Origin of the sequence: Saccharothrix variisporea, assembly GCF_003634995.1 — a bacterium.
Classification (GTDB): domain Bacteria; phylum Actinomycetota; class Actinomycetes; order Mycobacteriales; family Pseudonocardiaceae; genus Actinosynnema; species Actinosynnema variisporeum.
The window spans coordinates 4,492,174-4,513,851 of sequence record NZ_RBXR01000001.1; the positions used below are offsets into that span (position 1 = coordinate 4,492,174).

18 protein-coding genes are annotated in these 21,678 nt (G+C 72.4%); 8 read left to right on the top strand and 10 right to left on the bottom strand.

Features of this window, described 5'->3' with window-relative positions; all coding sequences use genetic code 11:
- The first annotated feature begins 35 nt into the window (after positions 1 to 35).
- Together DFJ66_RS19950 and DFJ66_RS19955 are read left to right on the top strand one after the other, a co-directional pair.
- Positions 36 to 740 carry an alpha/beta fold hydrolase gene (locus DFJ66_RS19950; protein WP_121223208.1) on the top strand — a complete coding sequence of 235 codons (705 nt, stop codon included), beginning with the start codon at positions 36 to 38 and terminating at the stop codon, positions 738 to 740.
- 65 nt (positions 741 to 805) lie between these two features.
- Positions 806 to 1,183: a tetratricopeptide repeat protein gene (locus DFJ66_RS19955; protein WP_121223210.1), complete on the top strand. Its 378-nt coding sequence runs from the start codon at positions 806 to 808 to the stop codon at positions 1,181 to 1,183.
- A 297-nt stretch (positions 1,184 to 1,480) separates the two neighbouring features.
- Here the strand turns inward: DFJ66_RS19955 and DFJ66_RS19960 are convergent, their stop codons facing one another.
- Complete coding sequence (locus tag DFJ66_RS19960; protein WP_121223211.1) at positions 1,481 to 2,326, bottom strand: lytic murein transglycosylase; 846 nt, start codon at positions 2,324 to 2,326, stop codon at positions 1,481 to 1,483.
- A gap of 154 nt (positions 2,327 to 2,480) precedes the next feature.
- On the opposite strand from DFJ66_RS19960, the gene efeU reads away from it, so the two are divergent.
- Genes efeU through efeB form a run of 3 tightly spaced genes read left to right on the top strand, consistent with a single transcriptional unit; the run spans position 2,481 to position 5,681 of the window.
- On the top strand, positions 2,481 to 3,308 hold the full coding sequence (gene efeU, locus DFJ66_RS19965) for an iron uptake transporter permease EfeU (protein ID WP_121223212.1): 828 nt from the start codon (positions 2,481 to 2,483) through the stop codon (positions 3,306 to 3,308).
- Between the two features lie 16 nt (positions 3,309 to 3,324).
- A complete protein-coding gene (gene efeO, locus DFJ66_RS19970; RefSeq protein WP_121223213.1) occupies positions 3,325 to 4,437 on the top strand; it encodes an iron uptake system protein EfeO in 1,113 nt (370 codons plus the stop codon).
- Positions 4,434 to 5,681 (top strand): iron uptake transporter deferrochelatase/peroxidase subunit, encoded by a 1,248-nt coding sequence (gene efeB, locus DFJ66_RS19975; protein ID WP_121223214.1) that lies wholly within the window; start codon positions 4,434 to 4,436, stop codon positions 5,679 to 5,681. The genes efeO and efeB overlap by 4 nt, the downstream gene beginning before the upstream one ends.
- Before the next feature lie 6 nt (positions 5,682 to 5,687).
- Here the strand turns inward: efeB and DFJ66_RS19980 are convergent, their stop codons facing one another.
- From DFJ66_RS19980 to DFJ66_RS20005, 6 genes are all read right to left on the bottom strand, one after another.
- Positions 5,688 to 6,257, bottom strand: a complete 570-nt coding sequence (locus DFJ66_RS19980) for a hypothetical protein (protein WP_147459312.1) — start codon at positions 6,255 to 6,257, stop codon at positions 5,688 to 5,690.
- Positions 6,258 to 6,356: 99 nt separating this feature from the next.
- Complete coding sequence (locus DFJ66_RS19985; protein ID WP_121223216.1) at positions 6,357 to 9,533, bottom strand: S41 family peptidase; 3,177 nt, start codon at positions 9,531 to 9,533, stop codon at positions 6,357 to 6,359.
- 59 nt (positions 9,534 to 9,592) lie between these two features.
- Positions 9,593 to 10,516: a nucleoside triphosphate pyrophosphohydrolase gene (locus DFJ66_RS19990; RefSeq protein ID WP_121223217.1), complete on the bottom strand. Its 924-nt coding sequence runs from the start codon at positions 10,514 to 10,516 to the stop codon at positions 9,593 to 9,595.
- Entirely contained in the window at positions 10,513 to 11,445 is a 933-nt protein-coding gene (locus DFJ66_RS19995) for a SurA N-terminal domain-containing protein (protein WP_121223218.1), read from the bottom strand. The genes DFJ66_RS19990 and DFJ66_RS19995 overlap by 4 nt, the downstream gene beginning before the upstream one ends.
- A 13-nt stretch (positions 11,446 to 11,458) precedes the next feature.
- Positions 11,459 to 15,022: a transcription-repair coupling factor gene (gene mfd / locus DFJ66_RS20000; protein WP_121223219.1), complete on the bottom strand. Its 3,564-nt coding sequence runs from the start codon at positions 15,020 to 15,022 to the stop codon at positions 11,459 to 11,461.
- A gap of 115 nt (positions 15,023 to 15,137) precedes the next feature.
- Positions 15,138 to 15,926, bottom strand: coding sequence for an alpha/beta fold hydrolase (locus DFJ66_RS20005; protein ID WP_147459313.1), 789 nt, complete (start codon positions 15,924 to 15,926; stop codon positions 15,138 to 15,140).
- 87 nt (positions 15,927 to 16,013) lie between these two features.
- Between DFJ66_RS20005 and DFJ66_RS20010 the strand changes: the two genes are divergently transcribed.
- Positions 16,014 to 16,406, top strand: coding sequence for a winged helix-turn-helix transcriptional regulator (locus DFJ66_RS20010; RefSeq protein WP_121223221.1), 393 nt, complete (start codon positions 16,014 to 16,016; stop codon positions 16,404 to 16,406).
- A gap of 130 nt (positions 16,407 to 16,536) precedes the next feature.
- Positions 16,537 to 17,631, top strand: coding sequence for a PQQ-dependent sugar dehydrogenase (locus DFJ66_RS20015; RefSeq protein WP_121223222.1), 1,095 nt, complete (start codon positions 16,537 to 16,539; stop codon positions 17,629 to 17,631).
- On the opposite strand, the gene DFJ66_RS20020 is transcribed toward DFJ66_RS20015, so the two are convergent.
- The 3 genes from DFJ66_RS20020 to DFJ66_RS45060 all read right to left on the bottom strand — a co-directional run bounded on the left by DFJ66_RS20020 (position 17,612) and on the right by DFJ66_RS45060 (position 19,938).
- Positions 17,612 to 18,049 carry a MarR family winged helix-turn-helix transcriptional regulator gene (locus tag DFJ66_RS20020; protein ID WP_246029831.1) on the bottom strand — a complete coding sequence of 146 codons (438 nt, stop codon included), beginning with the start codon at positions 18,047 to 18,049 and terminating at the stop codon, positions 17,612 to 17,614. The genes DFJ66_RS20015 and DFJ66_RS20020 overlap by 20 nt on opposite strands.
- On the bottom strand, positions 18,046 to 18,462 hold the full coding sequence (locus DFJ66_RS20025) for an SRPBCC family protein (protein ID WP_121223223.1): 417 nt from the start codon (positions 18,460 to 18,462) through the stop codon (positions 18,046 to 18,048). Before DFJ66_RS20025 ends, DFJ66_RS20020 begins: the two co-directional genes overlap by 4 nt.
- A gap of 87 nt (positions 18,463 to 18,549) precedes the next feature.
- Positions 18,550 to 19,938, bottom strand: coding sequence for a DivIVA domain-containing protein (locus tag DFJ66_RS45060; protein WP_281276626.1), 1,389 nt, complete (start codon positions 19,936 to 19,938; stop codon positions 18,550 to 18,552).
- Positions 19,939 to 20,037: 99 nt separating this feature from the next.
- On the opposite strand from DFJ66_RS45060, the gene DFJ66_RS20040 reads away from it, so the two are divergent.
- The gene (locus DFJ66_RS20040; RefSeq protein WP_121223224.1) at positions 20,038 to 21,675 is read left to right on the top strand and encodes a fatty acyl-AMP ligase; all 1,638 of its coding nucleotides are present in this window, start codon (positions 20,038 to 20,040) and stop codon (positions 21,673 to 21,675) included.
- Positions 21,676 to 21,678 lie beyond the last annotated feature (3 nt).

A 21,678-nucleotide genomic window follows, 5' to 3' on the forward strand; every position in this document is an offset into this window, starting at 1 on the left:
GCCTCCGGCGCCGGCGGGCATGGCACGATCCTCGCGTGATCCACGTGGAGCGCGGCGGTTCCGGACCACTGCTGGTCCTCCTGCACGGGTTGGGCGCGACCGGCGAGGTGTGGCGCGGGGTCGTCGACCGCTGGCCCGGGTCGTGGCTCGTGCCGGACCTGCCCGGACACGGCCGTTCGGGGCCGCTGGAGCGGTACTCGTTCGGCTCGTTCGCGGCGGCGGTGGCGGCGGTCGTGCCCGCCGGTCCGGTCGCGGTCCTCGGTCACTCGCTCGGCGGGGTGGTCGCGCTGACCCTGGCCAGCGGCTGGTTCGGCGTGGACGTCTCGGCGGTCGCCGGGGTCGGCGTCAAGCTGCGGTGGACCCCCGAGGAACTGGAACGCGCCGCCGGCCTGGCCACCCGGCCGCCGAAGGTCTTCGAGACCCGCGCGGAGGCCGTCGACCGGGCGTCGAAGCTGGCCGGCGTGCCGCTGGAGCACGGCGTCGTGCCGGACGGCGACGGGTGGCGACCGGTGCTGGACATGGCGGCCTTCGGCGTGGGCGCACCGGACGTCGAGGGCTTGCTGGCGGCGGCCAAGGCACCCGTCACACTGGCCGCCGGCGAGCACGACCACATGTGCCCGTCAACGGACCTGCTCGCGGCCTCGCCGGGTGGAATGGTGCTGGCAGGGGTGGGTCACAACGCCCACGTGGAGCAGCCGGAGTCGATCGACCCGGTCCTCGCGGCACTGGGCGGGTCGTAGCAGAGGTCCTGTCATCCGGTCGGCTGTCGAGGAACGGCCGATGCGCGGGTAGCGTTGATCGGACCATGACCGACAGCACCTTCGAGGCGTTCCGCCGAGCCGAGGCGCTGCTCGCGAACCGCCGTCCGCTGGAGGCGCTGCGCGAGCTGGCTGTCGTGCTCGAAGCCGCCGGCGACCAGCCGAGCGTGCAACTGCTGGCGGGCCGGGCGTACCTGGGATCGGCGCAGCTCAAGCGCGCCGAGGAGGCGTTCCGGAAGGTGCTGGAACTCGACCCGAGCGACTACTACGCCCGTTTCGCCCTGGGTCGAACGCTGCAACGCCAGAGCCGCCTGCCGGAGGCGCTGGCCCAACTGCGCATGGCGGCGGCGATGAACCCGACCCCGGAGTACCAGGAAGCCTTGGGAGAGGTCTCCGCCCGCCTGGCCGTAGAACGCGACCGCTGACACCAGCAGTCTTTCGGCGCGCGCAGCGCGCGGTGCCGTGGTCCCAACCACAGGTGAAGGGCCTCGGTTCCCCCGCCGTATGGCCTGCCCGAAGGGCTACCACAGATTTGTCGGGGTGCAGCCAAAAGTTTTTGCGAGGAACGAGCAAAAAGTTTTAGCGGCACCCCGGCAAATCTGTGGTTGGCTCCGCCAGGCCATACGGCGGGGGAACCGACGCCCTTCACCCCCCGCTGGCGGCCTGCCGCGCGGCGAGCGCCGCTCTTGATCTTTAGCTCTTTCGAGAAAGCCAAGCGACCGCTACCCGAGGCTGGCACGGGCGTAAGCGTCGGCCCCGCTGAAGACCTTCTGGCCGTACTCGACCGACTGGTTGTAAGCGAGCACCGCCGCCCACCAGCCCTCACCCGTCGCCAAGTCGCGCCCACCCGAGCACAGGTACCGAGCCGCCGCCAGAGCAGCGTCGTCGATGTTCTGCGGGTCCGGCGGGTTGCCGTCGCCGTTCGCCCTGGCCGCGTACTTGACCCAGGTCGTCGGGATGAACTGCATCGGCCCCACGGCCCGGTCCCACGTCGTGTCGCCGTCGAGCGTGCCGCCGTCGCTGTCGTTGATCGCCTTCACGCCCGGCCGACCGTCCAACGGGATGCCGATGATCGGCTTCGACGGGCGGCCGTCCTCGCCCAACCGCGCCCCGTTGATGGTGCCGTGCACGGACTCGACCCGGCCGATGCCCGCGAGGGTCGCCCAGGAGACCCGGCAGCCCGGCTCGGACGCCTGCATGATCAAATCTGCCACGGCGTAGGCGCGCAGTGCCCGCGCCGGGATGTCGGTCTTCTCCGAGACCGCGACCGACCAGGCGGTCAGCGGCTCCGCGCCCGAACTCTCCTGGGACGGGGCCGCCTGGGGAGGCACGCCACCGGCCTGACCGGGCGCGGCCGAGCCGGGTTCGACCGGCTGGAACGGGACCGGGAACGGCGGGTCGGCCAGGTCGTGGAGCTTCGGGCGGTTGAAGACGCTCAGCGCCCACGCGCCGCCCGCCACGACGGCCAGCAGGATCGCGACCAGCGCCAGCCGGCCGACCAGGTTGCCGACGCGACCACGGGCCGGGGCACGCGGTGGCGTCGTTTTGGAAGGCGGCGGGACGACCACGGGCCCCAGGCTACGTGTTCCTCACCCCATCGGGTCCGTCAGCGCGGGTGATTTGTCCGGAAACGCACGTCGTGGGCGGTAAGTGCGGCTAGACACCGAGCGGAGGCTTACCTAAGTTCGGAGAGCCTTGGTTAACTCCGTGTGAGGTTGTGCCGTGCTGCTGAGCAACGGGCTGATCGGGTTGCGCGAAGGGCTCGAAGCCGCCCTCGTCGTCAGCATCCTGGTCGCCTTCCTGGTCAAGACCGACCGCCGGTCCGTGCTGCCGTTCGTGTGGCTGGGCGTCGGGATCGCCGTCGTGCTGTCCGTCACCGCGGGCGCGGTCATCACGTTCACCGCCGCCACGATGACCTTCGAGCAGCAGGAGGCGTTCGGCGGCGCCATGTCGATCCTGGCCGTCGCCTTCGTCACCGGGATGATCTTCTGGATGCGGTCCACCGCCCGGACCATCTCGGCGCACCTGCGCGGCAAGCTGGACGACGCGATCAAGGTCGGGCCGTTCGCCGTGGTCGTCGTCTCGTTCCTCGCCGTCGGGCGCGAGGGGCTGGAGACGGCGGTCTTCTTCTACTCCAGCGTGCAGAGCGCGGGCACCACCACGCAGCCGCTGATCGGGTTCCTGCTCGGCCTCGCCGTCGCCGTCGCGCTGGCCTTCCTGCTCTACCGCGGCGCGATCCGGTTCGACCTGGGCAAGTTCTTCACCTGGACCGGCGCGCTGCTGGTGTTCGTCGCCGCGGGCGTCCTCGCCTACGGGCTGCACGACCTGCAGGAAGCCGCGATCCTCCCCGGCCTGAACACCCTCGCCTTCGACCTGAGCGACACCCTGCCCGAGGACTCCTGGTACGGCGCGCTGCTGAAGGGGATCTTCAACTACTCGCAGCGCACGTCCGTCCTGCAGGCCGTGGCGTGGTGCGCGTACGTCGCGGTCGTCCTGCCCCTGTTCCTGATCCGCCCCCGCACCCGCGCCCGCGTCGCGGCGAACCACTGAAACCGGAGAACGACCCGTGTCCAAGCGCATCCTGGGCCTCGGCCTGCTGCTCCTCGCCGCCGCCTGCGGCACCCCGTCCCAGGCGGGCGCCGACGGCCCGATCGCCGTGGAGGCCACCGACGACGCGTGCAAGGTGGCCCGCACCTCCGCGAACACCGGCACCGTCACCTTCGAGGTGACCAACAAGGGCACCAAGGTCACCGAGTTCTACCTCTTCGCCGCCGGCGACCGCATCCTGGGCGAGGTCGAGAACATCGGTCCCGGCCTGACCCGGCGGCTCATCGTCGAGGTCACCGAGGCGGGCGAGCTGGAGACCGCGTGCAAGCCCGGCATGAAGGGCGACGGCATCCGCGGCAAGTTCACCGTCACCGGCGAGGGCAAGAAGTCCACCGACGGCGACGCCAAGCTCGCCGAGGCCACCAAGAGCTACCAGCGCTGGGTCAACTCCCAGGCCGACAGCCTGCTGGCCAAGACCACCGAGTTCGTGGACGCGGTGAAGGCCGGCAAGGTCGAGGACGCCAAGGCCCTGTTCCCGGTCGCCCGCACCTACTGGGAGCGCATCGAGCCGGTCGCGGAGAGCTTCGGCGACCTGGACCCGAAGATCGACGGCCGCGAGGACGTCATCCAGGAGGGGCTGGAGTTCACCGGCTTCCACCGGCTGGAGAAGGACCTGTGGGTCACCGGCCCGCAGGCCGACACCCCGGCGATCGCCGACCGGCTGCTCACCGACGTCAAGGACATCGTCACGCAGGCCAAGGCCGTCGAGCTGACCCCGCTGCAGCTGGCCAACGGCGCCAAGGAGCTGCTGGACGAGGTCGCCACCGGCAAGATCACCGGCGAGGAGGACCGCTACTCGCACACCGACCTGTGGGACTTCCGCGCCAACGTGGACGGTTCGCAGGCGGCCGTCGCGGCGCTGCGCCCGGTGATCGAGGAGAAGGACAAGGCGCTCGTCGCGACCGTGGACGAGAAGTTCAAGGCGCTGGACGCCCTGCTGGAGACCCACCGCAAGGGCGACGGCTTCAAGTCCTACACCGAGCTGTCCGAGGCGGAGGTCAAGGCGCTGGCCGCGGCCGTCGACGCGCTGGGCGAGCCGATCTCCAAGGTCGCCGAGGCGGTGGCCAAGTGACCGGCCTGCCGCGCCGCAGGCTCCTGGGGTACGCGGGGGCCGGGGTCGCGCTGGCCGGGGCGGGCGCCGCCGCGGGCGCGTTCGCCACCCGGCACGACGAGGTCAAGCCGGCGGGGCTGGCCGACGCGGTGCCGTTCCACGGCGAGCACCAAGCCGGCATCGTCACGCCCGCGCAGGACCGGATGCACTTCGTGGCGCTGGACGTGACCACGACCAAGCGGTCCGAGCTGGTCGCGCTGCTCAAGGAGTGGACCGAGGCGGCCCGGCGGATGACGGCGGGCCAGGAAGCGGCCGACGCGGGCGCGGTCGGCGGGCACCCGTCCGCCCCGCCGAAGGACACCGGCGAGGCGCTGGACCTGCCCGCGTCCGCGCTGACCCTGACCATCGGCTTCGGGCCGTCGCTGTTCGACGACCGGTTCGGCCTCGCGGCGCAGCGCCCGGCGAAGCTGATCGACCTGCCGAAGTTCCGGGGCGACGACCTGGACCCGAAGCGGTCCGGCGGCGACCTGTGCATCCAGGCGTGCGCGAACGACCCGCAGGTGGCCGTGCACGCGATCCGGAACCTGGTGCGCATCGGGTTCGGACGGGTCGCGGTGCGGTGGTCGCAGCTGGGGTTCGGGCGCACGTCGTCCACGTCGACCAGCCAGGCCACGCCGCGCAACCTGTTCGGCTTCAAGGACGGCACCAACAACCTCAAGGCCGAGGACACCGACGCGCTGCGCGAGCACGTGTGGGTCGCGCCGGGCGACGGTCCGGAGTGGATGGTCGGCGGCACCTACCTGGTGGCCCGGCGCATCCGGATGCACATCGAGATCTGGGACCGGACGTCGCTGGCCGAGCAGGAGGCCATCGTCGGCCGCACCAAGGGCGAGGGCGCGCCGCTCGGGCAGGTCAAGGAGTTCGACCCGGTCGACCTGCACGTCCGCGGCAAGGGCGGCGAGCCGGTCATCCCCGAGAACGCGCACATCCGGCTGGCGTCGGCGGAAGCGCTGGGCGGGGTCCGGATCCTGCGGCGCGGCTACAACTTCACCGACGGGTCGGACGGGCTCGGGCACCTGGACGCGGGGCTGTTCTTCGTGTGCTTCAACCGGGACACCGGCAAGCAGTTCGTGCCGATGCAGCAGGCGCTGGCGTCCAAGGACGACATGATGGAGTACTTGGAGCACAACGGTTCCGGCCACTTCGCGGTGCCACCGGGCGTCCGCGAGGGCGGCTTCTGGGGCGACACCCTGTTCCGCGACTGACACCGGTCAGGACGTCGTCGTCGGCACCGTGCTGGTGTGCGGCGGCGTGTTGGGCGCGGTCGGCGTGGTCGGCTCCAGGGTCGGTGGTTGCGTGATCGCCGGCGGTGCGGAGGTCGAGTGGGTCGCGGTCGGCGGTGGGGTGGACGGGGCTGACGTCGGGTTCTGCGTCGCTTTCGAGGTCGTCGGCAGCACCGCTGAGGTCGGCACCGCAGATCCCGTCGGCACGTCCGGTGCGCCCGGCACGACCGGCGGCGGCGGGACGCCCGGTCCCGGTGGCTGCTCGCCGGCCGGCGCCGCCGTGCCGGACGTCGGTGTCTGTCCCCTTTGGACGGTCCGGCGCTCCGGCGGCTCGCCGATCAGCGCCGCCGGGTCGTCGGGCACCAGGGGCGCGGTGGTGCGCAGGCTGACCATCGTCGGCCGGCCCGGCGAGTTCGTCCGGCCCTTCTCGACCGGCGCCCGCTCCTCCGTCCCGAACGTCAACACCAGCGCCAACACGCCACCCAGTGCCACGACGGGCAGCAGGACGACAGCCGAAACACACCCGCGACCGCTGCGCGGCAACTCACGATGACTCACGAACCCACAACCCCCGACCCGATCTTGCGTGCTACTCATTGATCGGTTCGGGGACCCCGGTCGCAACCACCGCCGCACCACACGGTCGGGTGAACTCGATCAAGCAAGCGGCGGGAGCTGCGGCGGAACGGCCGCCGGCCGCGACTCCAGGGCCTCCAGCGCCAGCCTGACCGCCGTGTCCAACTGCGGGTCCCGCCCGGCCACGCGGTCCTGCGGCGTGATCACCACCTCGACGTCCGGGTCCACGCCGTGGTTCTCCACGCTCCACCCGGCGCCCTCGAACCAGCTCGCGTACCGGGGCTGCGTCACCACCGTCCCGTCCACCAGGTCGTAGCGCATGTCGATGCCGATCACCCCGCCCCACGTCCGGGTGCCCACCACGGGACCGATGCCGAGCTGCTTGATCGCCACGTTCACGATGTCGCCGTCCGAGCCCGCGAACTCGTCCGCGATCGCCACCACCGGGCCGCGCGGCGCGTCCGCCGGGTAGCTGTCGGCCGTGGTGTAGCCGCGCGCGACCGACCAGCCGATGACCTTGCGCGCCAGCTTCTCCACGACCAGCTGGGACGTGTGCCCGCCGCCGTTCTCCCGCACGTCCAGCACGACGGCCTCGCGCATCAGCTCCACCCGCAGGTCCCGGTGCAGCTGCGCCCAGCCCGCGCCCATCATGTCCGGCACGTGCAGGTACCCGACCCGCCCGTTCGACAGCTCGTGCGTGCGGGCCCGCCGGTCGGCGACCCACGCGTGGTAGCGCAGCGGCTCGTCGTCCTCCAGCGGCACCACGACCACCCGCCGCGGCTCGCCGCCGCCGCCCGGTCGCACGGTGAGCTCCACCGGCTTGCCCGCCGTGCCGACCAGCAGCGGCGCGGGACCGGTCAGCGGGTCCACCTGCCGGCCGTCCACGGCGACGATCGCGTCACCCGGCCGCACGGCCACGCCCGGCGCGGCCAGCGGCGACCGGGCCGCCGGGTCGGAGGTCTCGCCCGGGATCACCCGGACCACCCGCCACGCGCCGGACTCGTCGCGCTCCAGGTCCGCCCCGAGCAGCCCCACCGGCCGCCCGCTCGACCCGCCCGAGGGGATGACGTAGGCGTGGGACGTGCCCAGTTCGCCCTGCACCTCCCACAGCAGGTCCACCAGGTCGGAGTAGCTGCCCAGCCGGTCCACCAGCGGGCGGTAGCGGTCCAGCACGCCCTGCCAGTCCACGCCGCCCATGTCGGTGCGCCAGAAGTGGTCGCGCATGAGCCGGCCCGCCTCGGCGTAGGCCTGCCGCCACTCGGCGGCCCGGTCCAGCACCACCCGAACGCGGGACAGGTCGACGTCCACCGAGTCCTGGTCCTCGGAGTCGACCTTCCGGTCCGAGGGCACGACCCGCAGGTCACCGCCGTCCAGCACGACCAGTCGCTGCCCGTCGCCGCTGACCGCGTACGAGTCGAGCCCGTCCACGAGCACGTCGGTGCGCGCCTTGGTCAGGTCGAACCGCTCCAGCACCTTGCGCGGCGGCCGGCTCGACGGCGTGGCCAGGTTGTCGCCCAGCACCCCGCGCAACGGCCGGCGCAGCCACAGCAGCCCGCCCTTGGCGGCGGTCAGCGACGAGTACCCGGCCGCCGCCACCGGCACCGGCACGACCCGGTCGGCCAGGCCGTCCAGGTCCACGACGGTGATCGGGTTCTCGTCCTTGTGGTCCTTGTCCTTGTCGTCCTTGTCGTCGTCGCCGACCGGGCGGCCCAGCCGCAGCGGGTCGAACGGCGAGGGCGTGGTGGCGGCCAGCGGCAGCAGGTAGGGGCGGCAGCCGGTGGGGAAGGACAGGTCGAACACGTGCGCGTCGTACACCGGGTCGAAGCTGCGGATCGACAGGAACGCGAGGTAGCGGCCGTCCTCGGTGAACGCGGGAGAGAAGTCGGCGAACCGCAGCGGGGTCACGTCCACCACGGACAGGTCGGTCGTGTTGGTCATCCGGATGTGGTGCAGCGGGCGCGGCCCGGGGTGCGACCAGGCCAGCCAGTTCGAGTCCGGCGAGAAGGCCAGGTCGCTGACGTTGGGGTTGGCATCCTTGAGGACTTCGCGCACCTCGCCGGACTCGACGTCGACCAGCAGCAACCGCCCGTCGTGCGTGGCCACGGCGACCTTGCGCCCGTCCGGCGCGACCGCGAGCTCCAGCACCCGCCCCAACCGCCCCACGGCGACCCGGCGCGGCGTGTTCCCCGGCTCGACCCCGCTCGCGGGCGCGAACTCCAGCCCTTCCTCGCCGTCCGCGTCGGTCACCCAGACCACGGTGTCCCCGACGACGCGGGGCAGGCGATTGCGCGTCCCCGGCTGCTCGGCCAGCGCCCGCACCGGCCCGTCGCGGTGGGTCACCCAGTGCACGGTCCCGCGCACCTCGACCACGCTCGCCCGCCCGGTCTTGTCCGGGTGCACGTCGTCGGGCCGGGGCGTGATGTGCCGGGGCCGCGTGGCCGTGCGGGGACCGCCGAGCTGGATCTCGAGCTTGCGCGCCTCCGCGTCGAGCCCGTCGAGCACCCACAGGTCCCCGGCGCTCTGGAAGATGATCCGCTCGCCGTCCGTGCTCGCGCCCCGCGCGTAGAACTCGGTCTCGGTGTGCCGCCGCAGGTCGGACCCGTCGGGCAGGACGGAGTAGACGCTCCCGATCCCGTCGTGGTCGGACAGGAACGCCAGCCGACCCCCCACCCACATCGGCGCGCTCAACGTCGAGGTCAGCTCGCCCAGGATGCGCTCGAACCCGCCATCACCCCCGAGGTCGACCCACAACTTGCCGGCCGACCCGCCCCGGTACCGCTTCCACCAGGCCGGGTCGTGCCCGTAGTTCGAGGTGACCGCCACGGCCCCGTCCGGCCGAAGCGCCACATCACCGACCCACCCGTAGGGCAACCTGCGCGGCGGCCCACCGTCCACCGGCACCGCGTACGCCCACTTGCGCACCGACGTGGCCTCGCCGGTCGAACTCACCGCCACGACCTCGCCTTCCGGCGTCCACCCGCGCACCCCGGTCGTCCACGACCCCCAGTGCGTGAGCCGGCGGGCCTCGCCCCCGGTGACCAGGGCGAGGTGCACCTCGGGCGCACCGTCCCGCCGACTGGCCCAGGCGAGGTGCGTACCGGTCGGGTCGAACCGCGGGTGTCCCACGGGCACTTGGTCGGCGGTCACGCGGAACGCCCGCCCACCGGCGAGAGGCGCCAGCCACACGTCGTCCTCGGCCACGAAGGTGACGAGGTCGCCGTGCAGGTGGGGGTGGCGGAGGTAGGCCTGATCGGTCACCTCGTCGACGTTAGCGCGCCCTCCAGCCCGCCGCGATCATGTTCCCCCGAACCGAGCCCTCAACGGGGCCAGTGCGCGCGCCAGTCGTCGGCCGACAGCTTGGTGATCCCCGCGGCCCGCGCCGACCGCTCCGCCGCCCTCACCGCCGCCTCGAACCGCCGGGCCACCGCCCGCAGCTCGGTCTCGGGGTCCTCCCCGGCCAGCTTGGCCAGCGCGGCGACGGCGAACAGCGTGGTCCCGGTGTCGTCGCCCTCGGGCAGCAGGTCCACCGGCAACCCCGCCCGAGCAGTCCGCTGGGCGAGCTTGCCGGCGAAGGCCACCGCGGGCTGGCCGGACGCCACCCCGTCCACACTGGACTCGCGCTGCTTCTCGACCTGCTTCAGCTCTTCCCACCGGTGCTGCTGGGTGTGGGCGTCCCTGACCGCCGGGTCGTGGCCCTCGAACACGTGCGGGTGCCGGCCGACCAGCTTGGCCACCAAGTCCCCCGCCACGGCGTCGATGTCGAACGGCTCCGCGTCCTCCGCCGCGATCCGGGCGTGGAAGAGGACCTGCAACAGCACGTCCCCCAACTCCTCGCGCAGCGCCGCCCGGTCGCCGTCCTCGATGGCCTCCAGCAGCTCGTAGGTCTCCTCGACCAGGTACTGCCGCAGCGACTTGTGGTCCTGCTCGGCGTCCCACGGGCACCCGCCCGGCGACCGCAACCGGTCCATGACCAGGGCCGCGTCCACCAGGCCCGTCCCCACCGGACCCCGCACGACCGCAGCGCCCGCGGCGACCAGCTCACGCGCGCGCGGATCGTCCAACGACCCGGTCAGGTACACGACCGGTCCCTCGACGTCGGAGGACCAGGGCGTGACGCCCAGCTCCTCCCACACCTCGGGATCGAGGTCGGGGGCCGCGAACACCGCCGCCGCGCCCCGCAGAGCGGGTAGCGCGGCGGCGGGCAGGACGGTCTGGGAACCCAGCAGGACGACGGTGGTCACGACTTCGAACGTACCGGCGCCTGGTAGCCGGACAACGTGTCCTCGCTCGCGGCGCACGCGTTGTCGGACGGGTCCCACACGCCGAAGCGCGGGTTGACCTTGATCTCCGGGTCGCCCGCGAGCCGCCGCGCGAGCCGCACGCCGATGCTCTCCAGCGTGCGCGGCTCCAACTGCTCCGTGGACGCCTCGCCGCGCTGGCGGGCGTTGTCCTTGAACTCGGTCACGTAGGCCACGATCCACTGGGAGTTGTTCTTCTCGGGCTCGAACGCCACGACCGTGCCCGGGTCGACGCCGAACAGCGGGGTCGCCGCGAACCTCGGGACCTCGGCCGAGTGCACCTTCTCGCCCTGGCCGGACAGCTGGCGGCCGTCCGGGCTCTGCGGCGCGGCCTTGACGAACTCGGCCATCTTGGCCGGGTCCTTCTCGACCTGCTTGGCCTTGTCCTTCGCGTCCGTGCCGTCCTTGGCGTAGAAGTAGTCGAACGTGACTTCCATCTTGTCGACGTACTTGCGCCCGAGCTCCACCGCGAGCAGCTGGTCCTTGACCCGCTCGCGGATGGTCGTCGGGTCGTAGACGGTGCCCTCGGAGGCGGTCTCGGGGCCGCCGGCGTCGGCCAGCGCCTTGGTCACGGCGTCCTCGGACACGGTGACGCCCTGGCGGTCCGCGGCGCGCACCAGCAGCTCGTGCCGCAGGTAGTTGCTCATCGCGATCCGCGAGACCTCGTCGAACTTGTGCTGGTCCTGGAGCTTCTGGGCCTCCGGTTCCTTCTTCCGGATCGTGTCCAGCCGCTGCTGGACCTGCTCTAGGGGGATGACGGAGTCGCCGACGATGGCGGCAGCGCCCACCTGGCTCGGGCCGGTGCCGCAGCCCGCCACCAGGAGTGCGACCGCCGCGCCGACCAGGGTGAAGCGCCTCTGCACTGTCCTCACGCGGGCTACCTTCTCACGAACCCGTGACCGGGCTCACGGGGGAGCCCGCCAAAGAGCTCAAAAAGTGAGCGCACCAGTCGATCAGTTCCTGGTCCCGGAGCAGCGGTGCGCCCATTCGGCCGCCGGCGGCTCCCTCGGTCGGCCTAGGCACGGTCACGGTGCCCGTGACCTGCTTGTACACCGCCTTCGGGAACAGCCGCCGCATCCGGACCAGCTGCGAGTCCTTCAGCTCCAGCGGCGCGAAGCGGATCGTGGACCCCTGCACCGCGACCTCCGTGACGCCGTGGGCGCGGCACGTCTGCCGGAACCGGGCCACCGCCAGCAGCCGCTCGACGGGCAGCGGCGGGGTGCCGTAGCGGTCCTTCAGCTCGTCCCACACCGCCTGCAACGCCGGCTCGTCGGCCGCCGCCGCGATCTTGCGGTAGGCCTCCAGCCGCAGCCGCTCGCCGGGCACGTAGTCGTGCGGGATGTGGGCGTCGACCGGCAGGTCCACCCGGACCTCGGCCAACTCCTCCTCGCCGTCGACCTCGGCGCCCGCGTGCCGCCGGAACGCCTCGACGGCCTCGCCGACCAGCCGCACGTACAGGTCGAACCCGACGCCCGCGATGTGCCCGGACTGCTCGGCGCCCAGGATGTTGCCCGCGCCGCGGATCTCCAGGTCCTTCATGGCCACCGCCATGCCCGCGCCCAGCTCGGTGTTCTGCGCAATGGTGGCCAGCCGGTCGTGCGCGGTCTCGGTCAGCGGGGCCTCGGGCGGGTACAGGAAGTAGGCGTACCCGCGTTCGCGCCCGCGGCCGACGCGTCCGCGCAGCTGGTGCAGCTGGGACAGGCCGAGCATGTCGCCGCGCTCGACGATGAGGGTGTTGGCGTTGGAGATGTCCAGGCCGGTCTCCACGATCGTCGTGCACACCAGCACGTCGTACTCGCGCTCCCAGAACCCCTGGATGATCTTCTCCAGCTTGTCCTCGTTCATCTGGCCGTGCGCGGTGACCACGCGGGCCTCGGGCACCAGGTCCCGGATGCGCCGGGCGGCCTTCTCGATCGAGGACACCCGGTTGTGCACGTAAAAGACCTGGCCGTCGCGCAGCAGCTCGCGCCGGATGGCCGCGCCGACCTGCTTGTCGTCGTAGGGGCCGACGTAGGTCAGGATCGGGTGCCGCTCCTCGGGCGGGGTGAGGATGGTGGACATCTCGCGGATGCCCGCCAGCGACATCTCCAGGGTGCGCGGGATCGGGGTGGCGGACATGGTGAGCACGTCGACGTGCGTGCGCAGCGCCTTGATGTGCTCCTTGTGCTCGACGCCGAACCGCTGCTCCTCGTCCACGATCACCAGGCCGAGGTCCTTGTACCGCAAGCCCTTCTGCAACAGCCGGTGCGTGCCGATGACGATGTCCACCTCGCCGTCGGCCAGCCCGGCGATGGTCTGCTCGGCCTCGGCGGGGTCGGTGAACCGGGACAGGCCCTTGATCTGCACCGGGAACGCGCGCATGCGCTCGGTGAAGGTGTTGAGGTGCTGCTGGGCGAGCAGGGTCGTGGGCACCAGGACGACGACCTGCTTGCCGTCCTGCACCGCCTTGAACGCCGCCCGCACCGCGATCTCGGTCTTGCCGTAGCCGACGTCGCCGCAGATCACCCGGTCCATCGGGACCGACCGCTCCATGTCGGCCTTGACCTCGTCGATCGCGGCCATCTGGTCGACGGTCTCGGTGAACGGGAACGCGTCCTCCAGCTCCCGCTGCCACGGGGTGTCGGTCGCGAACGCGTGGCCGGGCGCGGCCTGGCGGGCGGCGTAGAGCTGCACCAGCTCGGCCGCGATCTGCTTGACCGCCTTGCGCGCCTTGGCCTTGGTGTTCTTCCAGTCGCTGCCGCCGAGCTTGTTCAGCGTGGGCAGCTCGCCGCCGACGTACCGGGACACCTCGTCGAGCTGGTCGGTCGGCACGAACAGCCGATCGCCGGGCTGGCCGCGTTTCGAGGACGCGTACTCCAGCACCAGGTACTCGCGGGTCGCGCCGGCGACGGTCCGCTGGACCATCTCCACGTACTTGCCGATGCCGTGCTGCTCGTGCACCACGAAGTCGCCGGGCTTGAGCGCCAACGGGTCCACGGCGTTGCGGCGGCGCGACGGCATCCGCCGCATGTCCTTGGTGGACGTCCCGCCGCGCCCGCCGGTCAGGTCGGTCTCGGTGAGCACGACCAGGGCGAGGTCGGGCAGCGCGAAGCCGTCCTCCAGCGCGCCCCGCACGACGGTGACCGCGCCGGCTTTCGGTGGGGTGTCGAGGGTTTCCCTGAGCAGCGCGGGCACTTCGGCGTCCGCGAGCTGCTCGACCGCGCGCTGCGCGGTGCCCGCGCCGGGGACGACGAGGACCGCCGTGCCGCCGGACGCGGTGTGCGCGCGCAGGTCGGTGAACGCCCGGTCCACGTCTCCCTGGTAGGCCTCGACGTGCTTGAACTCCAGGCGGACGACGTCGGAGCCCTCGGTGGTGAGCTGGCTGAGCGTCCACCACGGCCGGCCCTTCGCGCGGGCGGCGTCGGCGACCTCCGCCAGCTCCCGGTAGGCCGACGCGCCCAGGTCGATCGGGGCCTTGCCGCCGCCGGCCGCCGCCATCCAGGACGCTTCCAGGAACTCCTGGCCGGTGCGGACCAGGTCGTGGGCGCGGGCGCGGATCTTCTCCGGGTCGGCCAGCAGGACGTGCGTGCCGTCCGGGACGACGTCGGTGAGCAGCTGGAGCTCCCCCTCGCACAGGGCGGGGATCAGGGCCTCCATGCCCTCGGACGGGATGCCGCTCGCGATCTTGTCCAGCATCTCGGCGAGCTGGGCGTCGGCCTGGTGCTCGGCGGCCAGCGCGGCGGCCTTCTCCTTGACCCGCTCGGTCAGCAGCAGCTCCCGGCACGGCGGCGCGGTGAACTTCCGGACGGTCTCCGGCAGCGACCGCTGGTCGGCCACCGCGAACGGCCGGATCTCGCTGACCTCGTCGCCCCAGAACTCCACGCGCAGCGGGTGCTCGGCGGTCGGCGGGAACACGTCGAGGATGCCGCCCCGGACCGCGAACTCACCCCGCTTCTCGACCATGTCCACGCGGGTGTAGGCGAGCTGGGCGAGGTCGTGCAGGAGCTCCTCGAAGTCGAGCTCGACCCCGACTTCGAGGTCCACCGGCTTGAGGTCGCCCAGTCCGGGGGCCATCGGCTGGATGAGGCTGCGGATCGTGGCGACGACGACCTTGAGCGGCGCGTCACCGGGGTGCTTGAGGCGGCGCAGCACCTGGAGGCGGGCGCCCACGGTGTCCGCGCGCGGCGACAGGCGTTCGTGCGGGAGCGTCTCCCAGCTGGGGAAGTTCGCCACGGCGTCGTGCCCGATGAGGTCGCACAGGACCCCGGTCAGCTCGTCGGCCTCCCGCCCGGTGGCGGTGACGGCGAGCACCGGCACCTTGCGGCTCAGGGCGGCCACGACCAGCGGCCGCGCGGCGGGCGCGCCCTCCAGCTCCAGGCCGGGGCTGCCGGTGGCGTCGACCAGGGCGGTGAGCGCCTTGTCGGACAGGACAGCGGTCAACAGGCCGGACAGCGGGCCGGACTGGGGCATTGCGTGGCTCCCTACAAGGGCAGAGGCAGAACAGACCCCTGCCCGGGACCTCGACGCCACCGGGAGGGGTGCTCGCCTCCAGCCTACGGGCACCCACCGACACTCCGCCGGTCGATTACCCGGCGGTGTCACCGGCTGTGTCGTCGGCCCTGTCACCGGCGAGGAACCGGCGGACGTCCGGCAGCACGTCGTCGCACCGCACCCAGGCACCGCCGTGGTCCGCGCCGGGTACCCCGAAGAACCCGGCCCCGACCCGCCCGGCGACCGCGCGCATGGGGTCGTGCCACGGGTCCTCGGTGCCGCAGTACATCAGCAGCGGCACGCGGGTGCCGACCAGCCGGGCGTCGAGCCCGCGGTCACCCGAGAAGGCCGCGAAGTTGGCCCGCAGCGCCTCCGGGTCGGCCGCGTCGATCACCGCCGCCTGCTCCGGGTCGGTGTGCGCACCGTCCCGCAGCAGGGTGAACGGGTCGGTGTCCGCGGGCAGGCCGTACGTGCGCAGGGCGTGCTCCAGCCCGGACCGGAACCCGTCCACCGGGTCCCACGCCCCCGCCACCACCCGGGTGCACCGCTCGGGCGCGTGCACCGCCATGCCGAGCACGGTCAACGCGCCCAGCGAGTACCCCCAGCACGCGGCCCGCTCGACGCCGAGGTCGTCCAGCACGGCGGTCACGTGCGCGACCCGACGCGGCAGGGCGTAGGCGGCCGGGTCGTGCGGCCCGTCGCTCGCGCCCAGGCCCAGCGGGTCGATCGCGATCACGGTGTGCTCGCCGCGCAGCACGGCCGTGTACCCGCGACGCGCCCAGTGCTCGCCGACGCAGAACATCCCGGGGTGCAGCACCAGCGGCGGGCCGTCGCCGGTGACCTCGTAGTGGACCTTGACCCCGCCCACCCGTGCGAAAGGCACGTCGAACCCCCTTTGACCAGGAACGTTACCCCTTGTAACGCAGTCGATGATCGACCACGATGAGCGCGAGCGGAAGGAGGCACTTCCTTGTCACGACGGCACACGGAGGTGACCGACCAGGTCACGCGGGACTGCCCGTTGCGCGAGGTGCTCGCCGTGATCGGCGACAAGTGGAGCGCCCAGGTGCTGGTGCGGCTCGGCGACGGCCCGGTGCGGTTCAGCGAGTTGGAGCGGTCCATCGAGGGCATCAGCCGCCGGATGCTGACGCTGAGCCTGCGCAACCTGGAGCGCAACGGCCTGGTGACCCGCACGGTGCACCCGGACGCCCCGCCCCGCGTCGAGTACGCCACCACCGCCCTGGTCGAGGAGATCCGCGACCCGCTGGAGGCCCTTGCCGACTGGGCCGCCCGGCACCGCACCACGATCGCCGACGCCCGCCGCGCCTACGACCGGAATTCCCCGAGCGGGACCTGCACCTGAGGCCACTGGTCCACGAAGTCCACGCCCTGGGCCGCGCCGGCGACCTGGCCGAGGCCACCGCCCGGCTGCCCCGCGAACGGCCCTCTCCGCTGTAGGCCGGGTTCACCCCGGGGCCGGCATCCTGGGCGGTATGCGCCGGGTTGTCGGGGTTGCCGCGTTGTTGCTGCTCGCCGGGTGTTCGACCGGGGACTCCCCCGGCGGCAGCGCACCGCCCACCGACCCGCCCAAGGGGATCCAGGTCGAGGTGGTCGCGGACGGCCTCACGCACCCGTGGGAGGTCGGCTTCCTGCCAGACGGCCGGATGCTGGTCACCGAGCGCCCCGGCCGCCTGACCCTGGTCGACAAGGGCCGGAAGACGCAGGTCGAAGCCGACTTCGGGGATGTCGTCGCGCGCGGCGAGGGCGGGCTGATGGGCCTGCTGGTGCACCCCGACTTCGCGTCGACCAAGCGGTTCACCACGTGCTTCAACACCGCGAACGACATCCGCCTGGTCACCTGGGAGCTGGACGGCACCGAGGCGCGACGCGTGAAGGACCCGCTGCGCGCCGGCTTCCCGGCCAACCCGAGCGGACGGCACTCGGGCTGCCGCCTGTCGCTCGGCCCGGACGGCTCGCTGCTGGTCGGCACGGGTGACACCGCCCGCGCGTCGATCCCGCAGGACCTGAACAGCTTCGGCGGCAAGGTGCTCAAGCTGGACCTGGCGACCGGCGAGGGCGGCGTCCTGACCTACGGGCACCGCAACGTGCAGGGCGTCGCCGTGCGCAAGGACGGCTTGATCATGTCGGCCGAGCACGGCCCCGACGTGGACGACGAGGTCAACGTCATCAAGCCCGGCGGGAACTACGGCTGGGACCCGTCCAAGGGCGGCACCGAGGGCGGGTACGACGAGGACGTGCCCATGACCGACCTGGAGCGCTTCCCGGACGCCGTGCCGGCCGTGTGGTCGTCCGGCCGCCCCACCGAGGCGATCTGCGACGCCGTCTTCCTGGACGGTGCCGAGTGGGGCGACCTGGACGGCGCGCTGGCCGTGACGGCGTTGAAGGGCGCCAAGGTCCTGTTCTTCACGGTGACGGCGGAGGGCGGCGTGCACTCGGTGTCCGTCCCGCCCGAGCTGGACGGCACCCACGGCCGGCTGCGCGGTGCCGCGCTGGGTCCCGACAAGGCGCTCTACGTGACCACGTCGAACGGGACCGACGACAAGGTCCTCAGGGTGACTCGGGGCTGACCAGCCCGCGCACGAGCGCGTCCCGCCCGGCGAAGAACGCGTCGTCCGCCGCCTCCACGTCGGCCAGCGCCCCGGTCAGCACGTCACGCCCGGCGTCGGTCAGCCGCAGCCGCCGCGCCCGCGAGTCGTCGGGGTCCACGTCCCGCGCGACCAGCCCGCGCTCTTCGAGCTTCCGGACGACCTGGCTGGTCATCATGGTGTCCGTCCCGGCCCGCCCGGCGAGCTGCTGCTGGGTCGGCCGCCCTTCGTGGTCGGCCAGCCACCACAACGTCGCCAACAGCACGAACTGCACGTGCGTGAGGTCGTGCGGAGCGAGCGCGGACCGCATGGCCCGCTGCCAGGCCAACGTCACCCGCCACAACAGGAATCCGGGACTGCGCCCGGGCCCGTCCCACTTCGACTTCGGCTGCCCCGTCACCCGGAAGAGGATGCCAGCGCCACCAACCGCTCCACCGCCTCGGGCAACCCTTCGGCGACCACCGGCCCGAACTCCTCGGCCGCCGCCCCTTCGACGACCAGCCGGTGCGTGACCTTCACCCGCCCGGCCCCGACCGCCTCGACCTCGTGCGCGAACCGCAGCACGGCCCCCTGCACGGTGGTCTCGTCGGTGAACCCCTTGCCGGGGACCACTTCCGTCAGCACGAACTCGATGACCGGCTGCCCCGGCATCACCATCCGCCCCCGGGTGCCGGCGTCGAACGGCCCGTCGAGCTCGATCGACTCCAGGTCCCCGTCCCACTCGGTCCACCGCGCCACGTCGCTCCAGAGCCCCCAGACGGCCTCGACGGACGCGGAACCCTCAACGCTGTGCTCGAACTCGTAAGTCTGCATGCACACATACTATATGCGCGCTTACTGTTCCGCCAGGCTTTTGCCGGAGCGCTGCACGCGACAAGCGCACCGCGCCCCGGGTATCGGTCAGCGGCCTCGTTTGCGGAGTTCGGCCACCAGGATCGGCATGAGTTCGTCGACGAAGGCGCAGTCGTAGCCCTGCCCGTTCATCAGCGACAGCGCGAACCGGGTCTTGGCCACCTCCGCCGAGGACGCGCCGATCATGCCGTCCAGCGCGATGCCGATCTCCTCCAGCACCCGGTCCACCTGCGACGTCCGGTAGCCCCGCCGCGTCGGGCCCGCCATGGGGAGCTTGATCGCCCGCAGCTGCTTCCACGACGTGATCGGCGGCAACGCGGCGGGTCGGGGCGGGCCGTCGGTCAGCTGCTTCTCGACCCTGGCCAGGAAAGCGTCGACCTCGGTCTCGTCGTAGCCCCGTCGCCCGAACATCGGCCGGCTGAACCTGGCCTCTCGGATCTCCTGCGCGGTGAGGTCGTCGTTGCCCAGCAACGTGTTCTCGATGCGGTCCAGGAACTTGTCGACCTGGGACTCGTGGTAGCCGCGGCGGCCCCTCGGGGGTTTGCCGAACTCGACCGTGCGGACGTCGCGCGCGGTGAGTGGGCGGGTGCCCACTCCGGGTCTCGGGCGGACCGGTGGGGCGGTGAGCTGTTCCAGGGTGACGACGACGAGGTCCAGGAACGTGTCCACGTCGTCTTCGTCGTAGCCGATCATGCCCGGAGGGGCGTAGGAGAACTCGTGGTCCTGCACTTCGAGGGCGGTCAGGGTGTCGCGGCCGGCCAGGGTGGCCTCGATGCGGTCCAGGAAGTGGTCGATCTCGCCCTCGTGGTAGCCGCGGTTGCCGGGTCTGGGCTTGTGGAAGCGCACGCCGCGGACGTCCTGCGGGGTCAGCCTCGGGGCCGGGCGCATGCCGGTGGACGTGGCGTGCGCGCCCTGGGCGGGGGCGACCGCCTGTCTGCGCTGCGGGGTCGATCTCAGGGTTTCCGCGACCAGTTCCAGGAAGGCGTCGACCTCGGTCGCGTGGTAGCCGGGGTGGGCGGGGCGGAAGCGCATGCGGCGGACGTCCTGCTCGGTCACGTCGTCGCGGCCCAGCAGGGTGGCCTCGATGCGGTCGAGGAAGTCGTCGACCTGGCGCTCCTCGTAGCCCGGCATCCCGGGTGGCGGGCGGTGGAACGCGACCTGGCGCAGGTCCTGCGCGCTGAGCAGCGGGGCCGGGTGTGCCGGCGTGTGCGGAGCAGGCGGTGCGGCAACTGGATGTGACGCGACAACAGGATGTCCAGCGACAACTGGATGTCCAGGGGCAACTGGATGCAATGGCGCAACTGGATGTCCTGCCGCAACTGGATGTGGTGCCGCAACTGGATGTGGTGCCACAGCTGGACGCGGTGCCGCGGCCGATCCGAACGCCGCAGCGGGACGTGGTGCCGCATGCGGACGCGCTTCGAACCCCACCCTCATGCCTCCTTCTCCCGTGTACCGGGGAGTATCGCCGGACGGAGGTGAAGTTGTTTCGCCCTATTGGCTCAATGCGGTGGAGATCGTTCTACTCTGACGCCCATGAGCCGGTTCGTGGACACGATGGTGGCAACCGCTGCGAGTGCCAACGATCGAGGGATGACGACGGGTGAGCCGACCGCTCCGACCCGTCGGACGTGGGCGGACGTGCACGAGAAGGCCAGGAGGATGGCCGGTGCCCTGGTCGCGGGCGGCGTGGCGCGGGGTGACTCCGTGGCCGTGCTCGCGGGCGACCCGGCGAGCATCGCGCCCGCCGTTCAAGCGGTGTGGCTGTCCGGCGGCAGCATCACCATGCTGCACCAGCCGACCCCGCGCACCGACCTCGCCGAGTGGGCCGCCGACACCCTGCGCGTGCTGGCCATGATCGGCGCGGAACTGGTCCTGCTGGGCAACCCGTTCGACGCGCTGTCCGCCGTCCTGGACGAGAACGGCGTCTCCTACCGCAAGCTCGACGAGCTCGACGGCGACCCGCTGCCCGCGCCGGTCGAGGTGGACGAGTCCGCGACCGCCCTGCTCCAGCTCACCAGCGGCTCCACGGCCGACCCGAAGGCCGTCCGCATCACGCACGGCAACCTGTGGTCCAACGCGAAGGCGATGGAGGAGGCGGCGAAGCTCGACCCGGAGACCGACCGGATGGTGTCGTGGCTGCCGCTGTTCCACGACATGGGGATGGTCGGCTTCCTGACCGTACCGATGCTGTTCGGCATCGACCTGGTGAAGGTCACCCCGGTCGACTTCCTCGCCCGCCCGACCCTGTGGCCGGACCTCATCAGCCGCTACCAGGGCACCATCACCGCCGCCCCGAACTTCGCCTACGCCATCGCCGCGCGCCGCATGGGCGGCGTCGAGGACGGCACGTGGGACCTGTCCCGCCTGCGGATCGCGCTCAACGGCGCCGAGCCCATCGACCCGACCGCGGTGAAGGCGTTCACCGACGCGGGCGCGCGGTTCGGGATGCCCGCCGAGTGCGTGCTGTGCGCGTACGGCATGGCGGAGACGACCCTGGGCGTGGCGTTCGCGCCCGTGTTCACCGGCATGGCCGTGGACCACGTCGACCCGGACGAGCTGGAGGCGGGCCGGCGGGCGGTACCGGTGGAGCCGGGTCCGGGTGCGCGGTCGTTCCCGCTGCTCGGGCCGCCGCTGCCGGGCCTGGAGATCCAGGTGGTGGACGAGTCCGGCGCGGTGCGCGGTGAGCGCGAGGTGGGGCAGCTGCGGGTGCGCGGCGAGGCCGTGACGCCCGGTTACCTGACCGTCGACGGGCCGCGGGACACCCAGGACGCGGACGGCTGGCTGGACACCGGCGACGAGGGCTACGTGGTGGACGGCCAGGTCGTCGTGTGCGGGCGGCGCAAGGACGTGATCATCATGGGTGGCCGCAACATCTACCCGACCGACATCGAGCGGGCGGCGACGTCCGTGGAGGGCGTGCGGGCGGGCAACGCGGTGGCGGTGCGCCTGGACGCGGGGAGCCGGCGGGAGCGGTTCGCCGTGGTCGTGGAGTCCAAGCTGGCCGGCGAGGACGACGCCGTGAAGGAGCTGACCAAGCAGATCAGCGCCCGGGTGGTGGACGCCGTGGGCCTGCGCCCGTTCACCGTGGTGGTCCTGAAGCCGGGCAGCCTGCCCAAGACCCCGTCCGGCAAACTCCGCCGCTCCGCCGCGACCGCCCTGGTGCCGGCCTGAGCT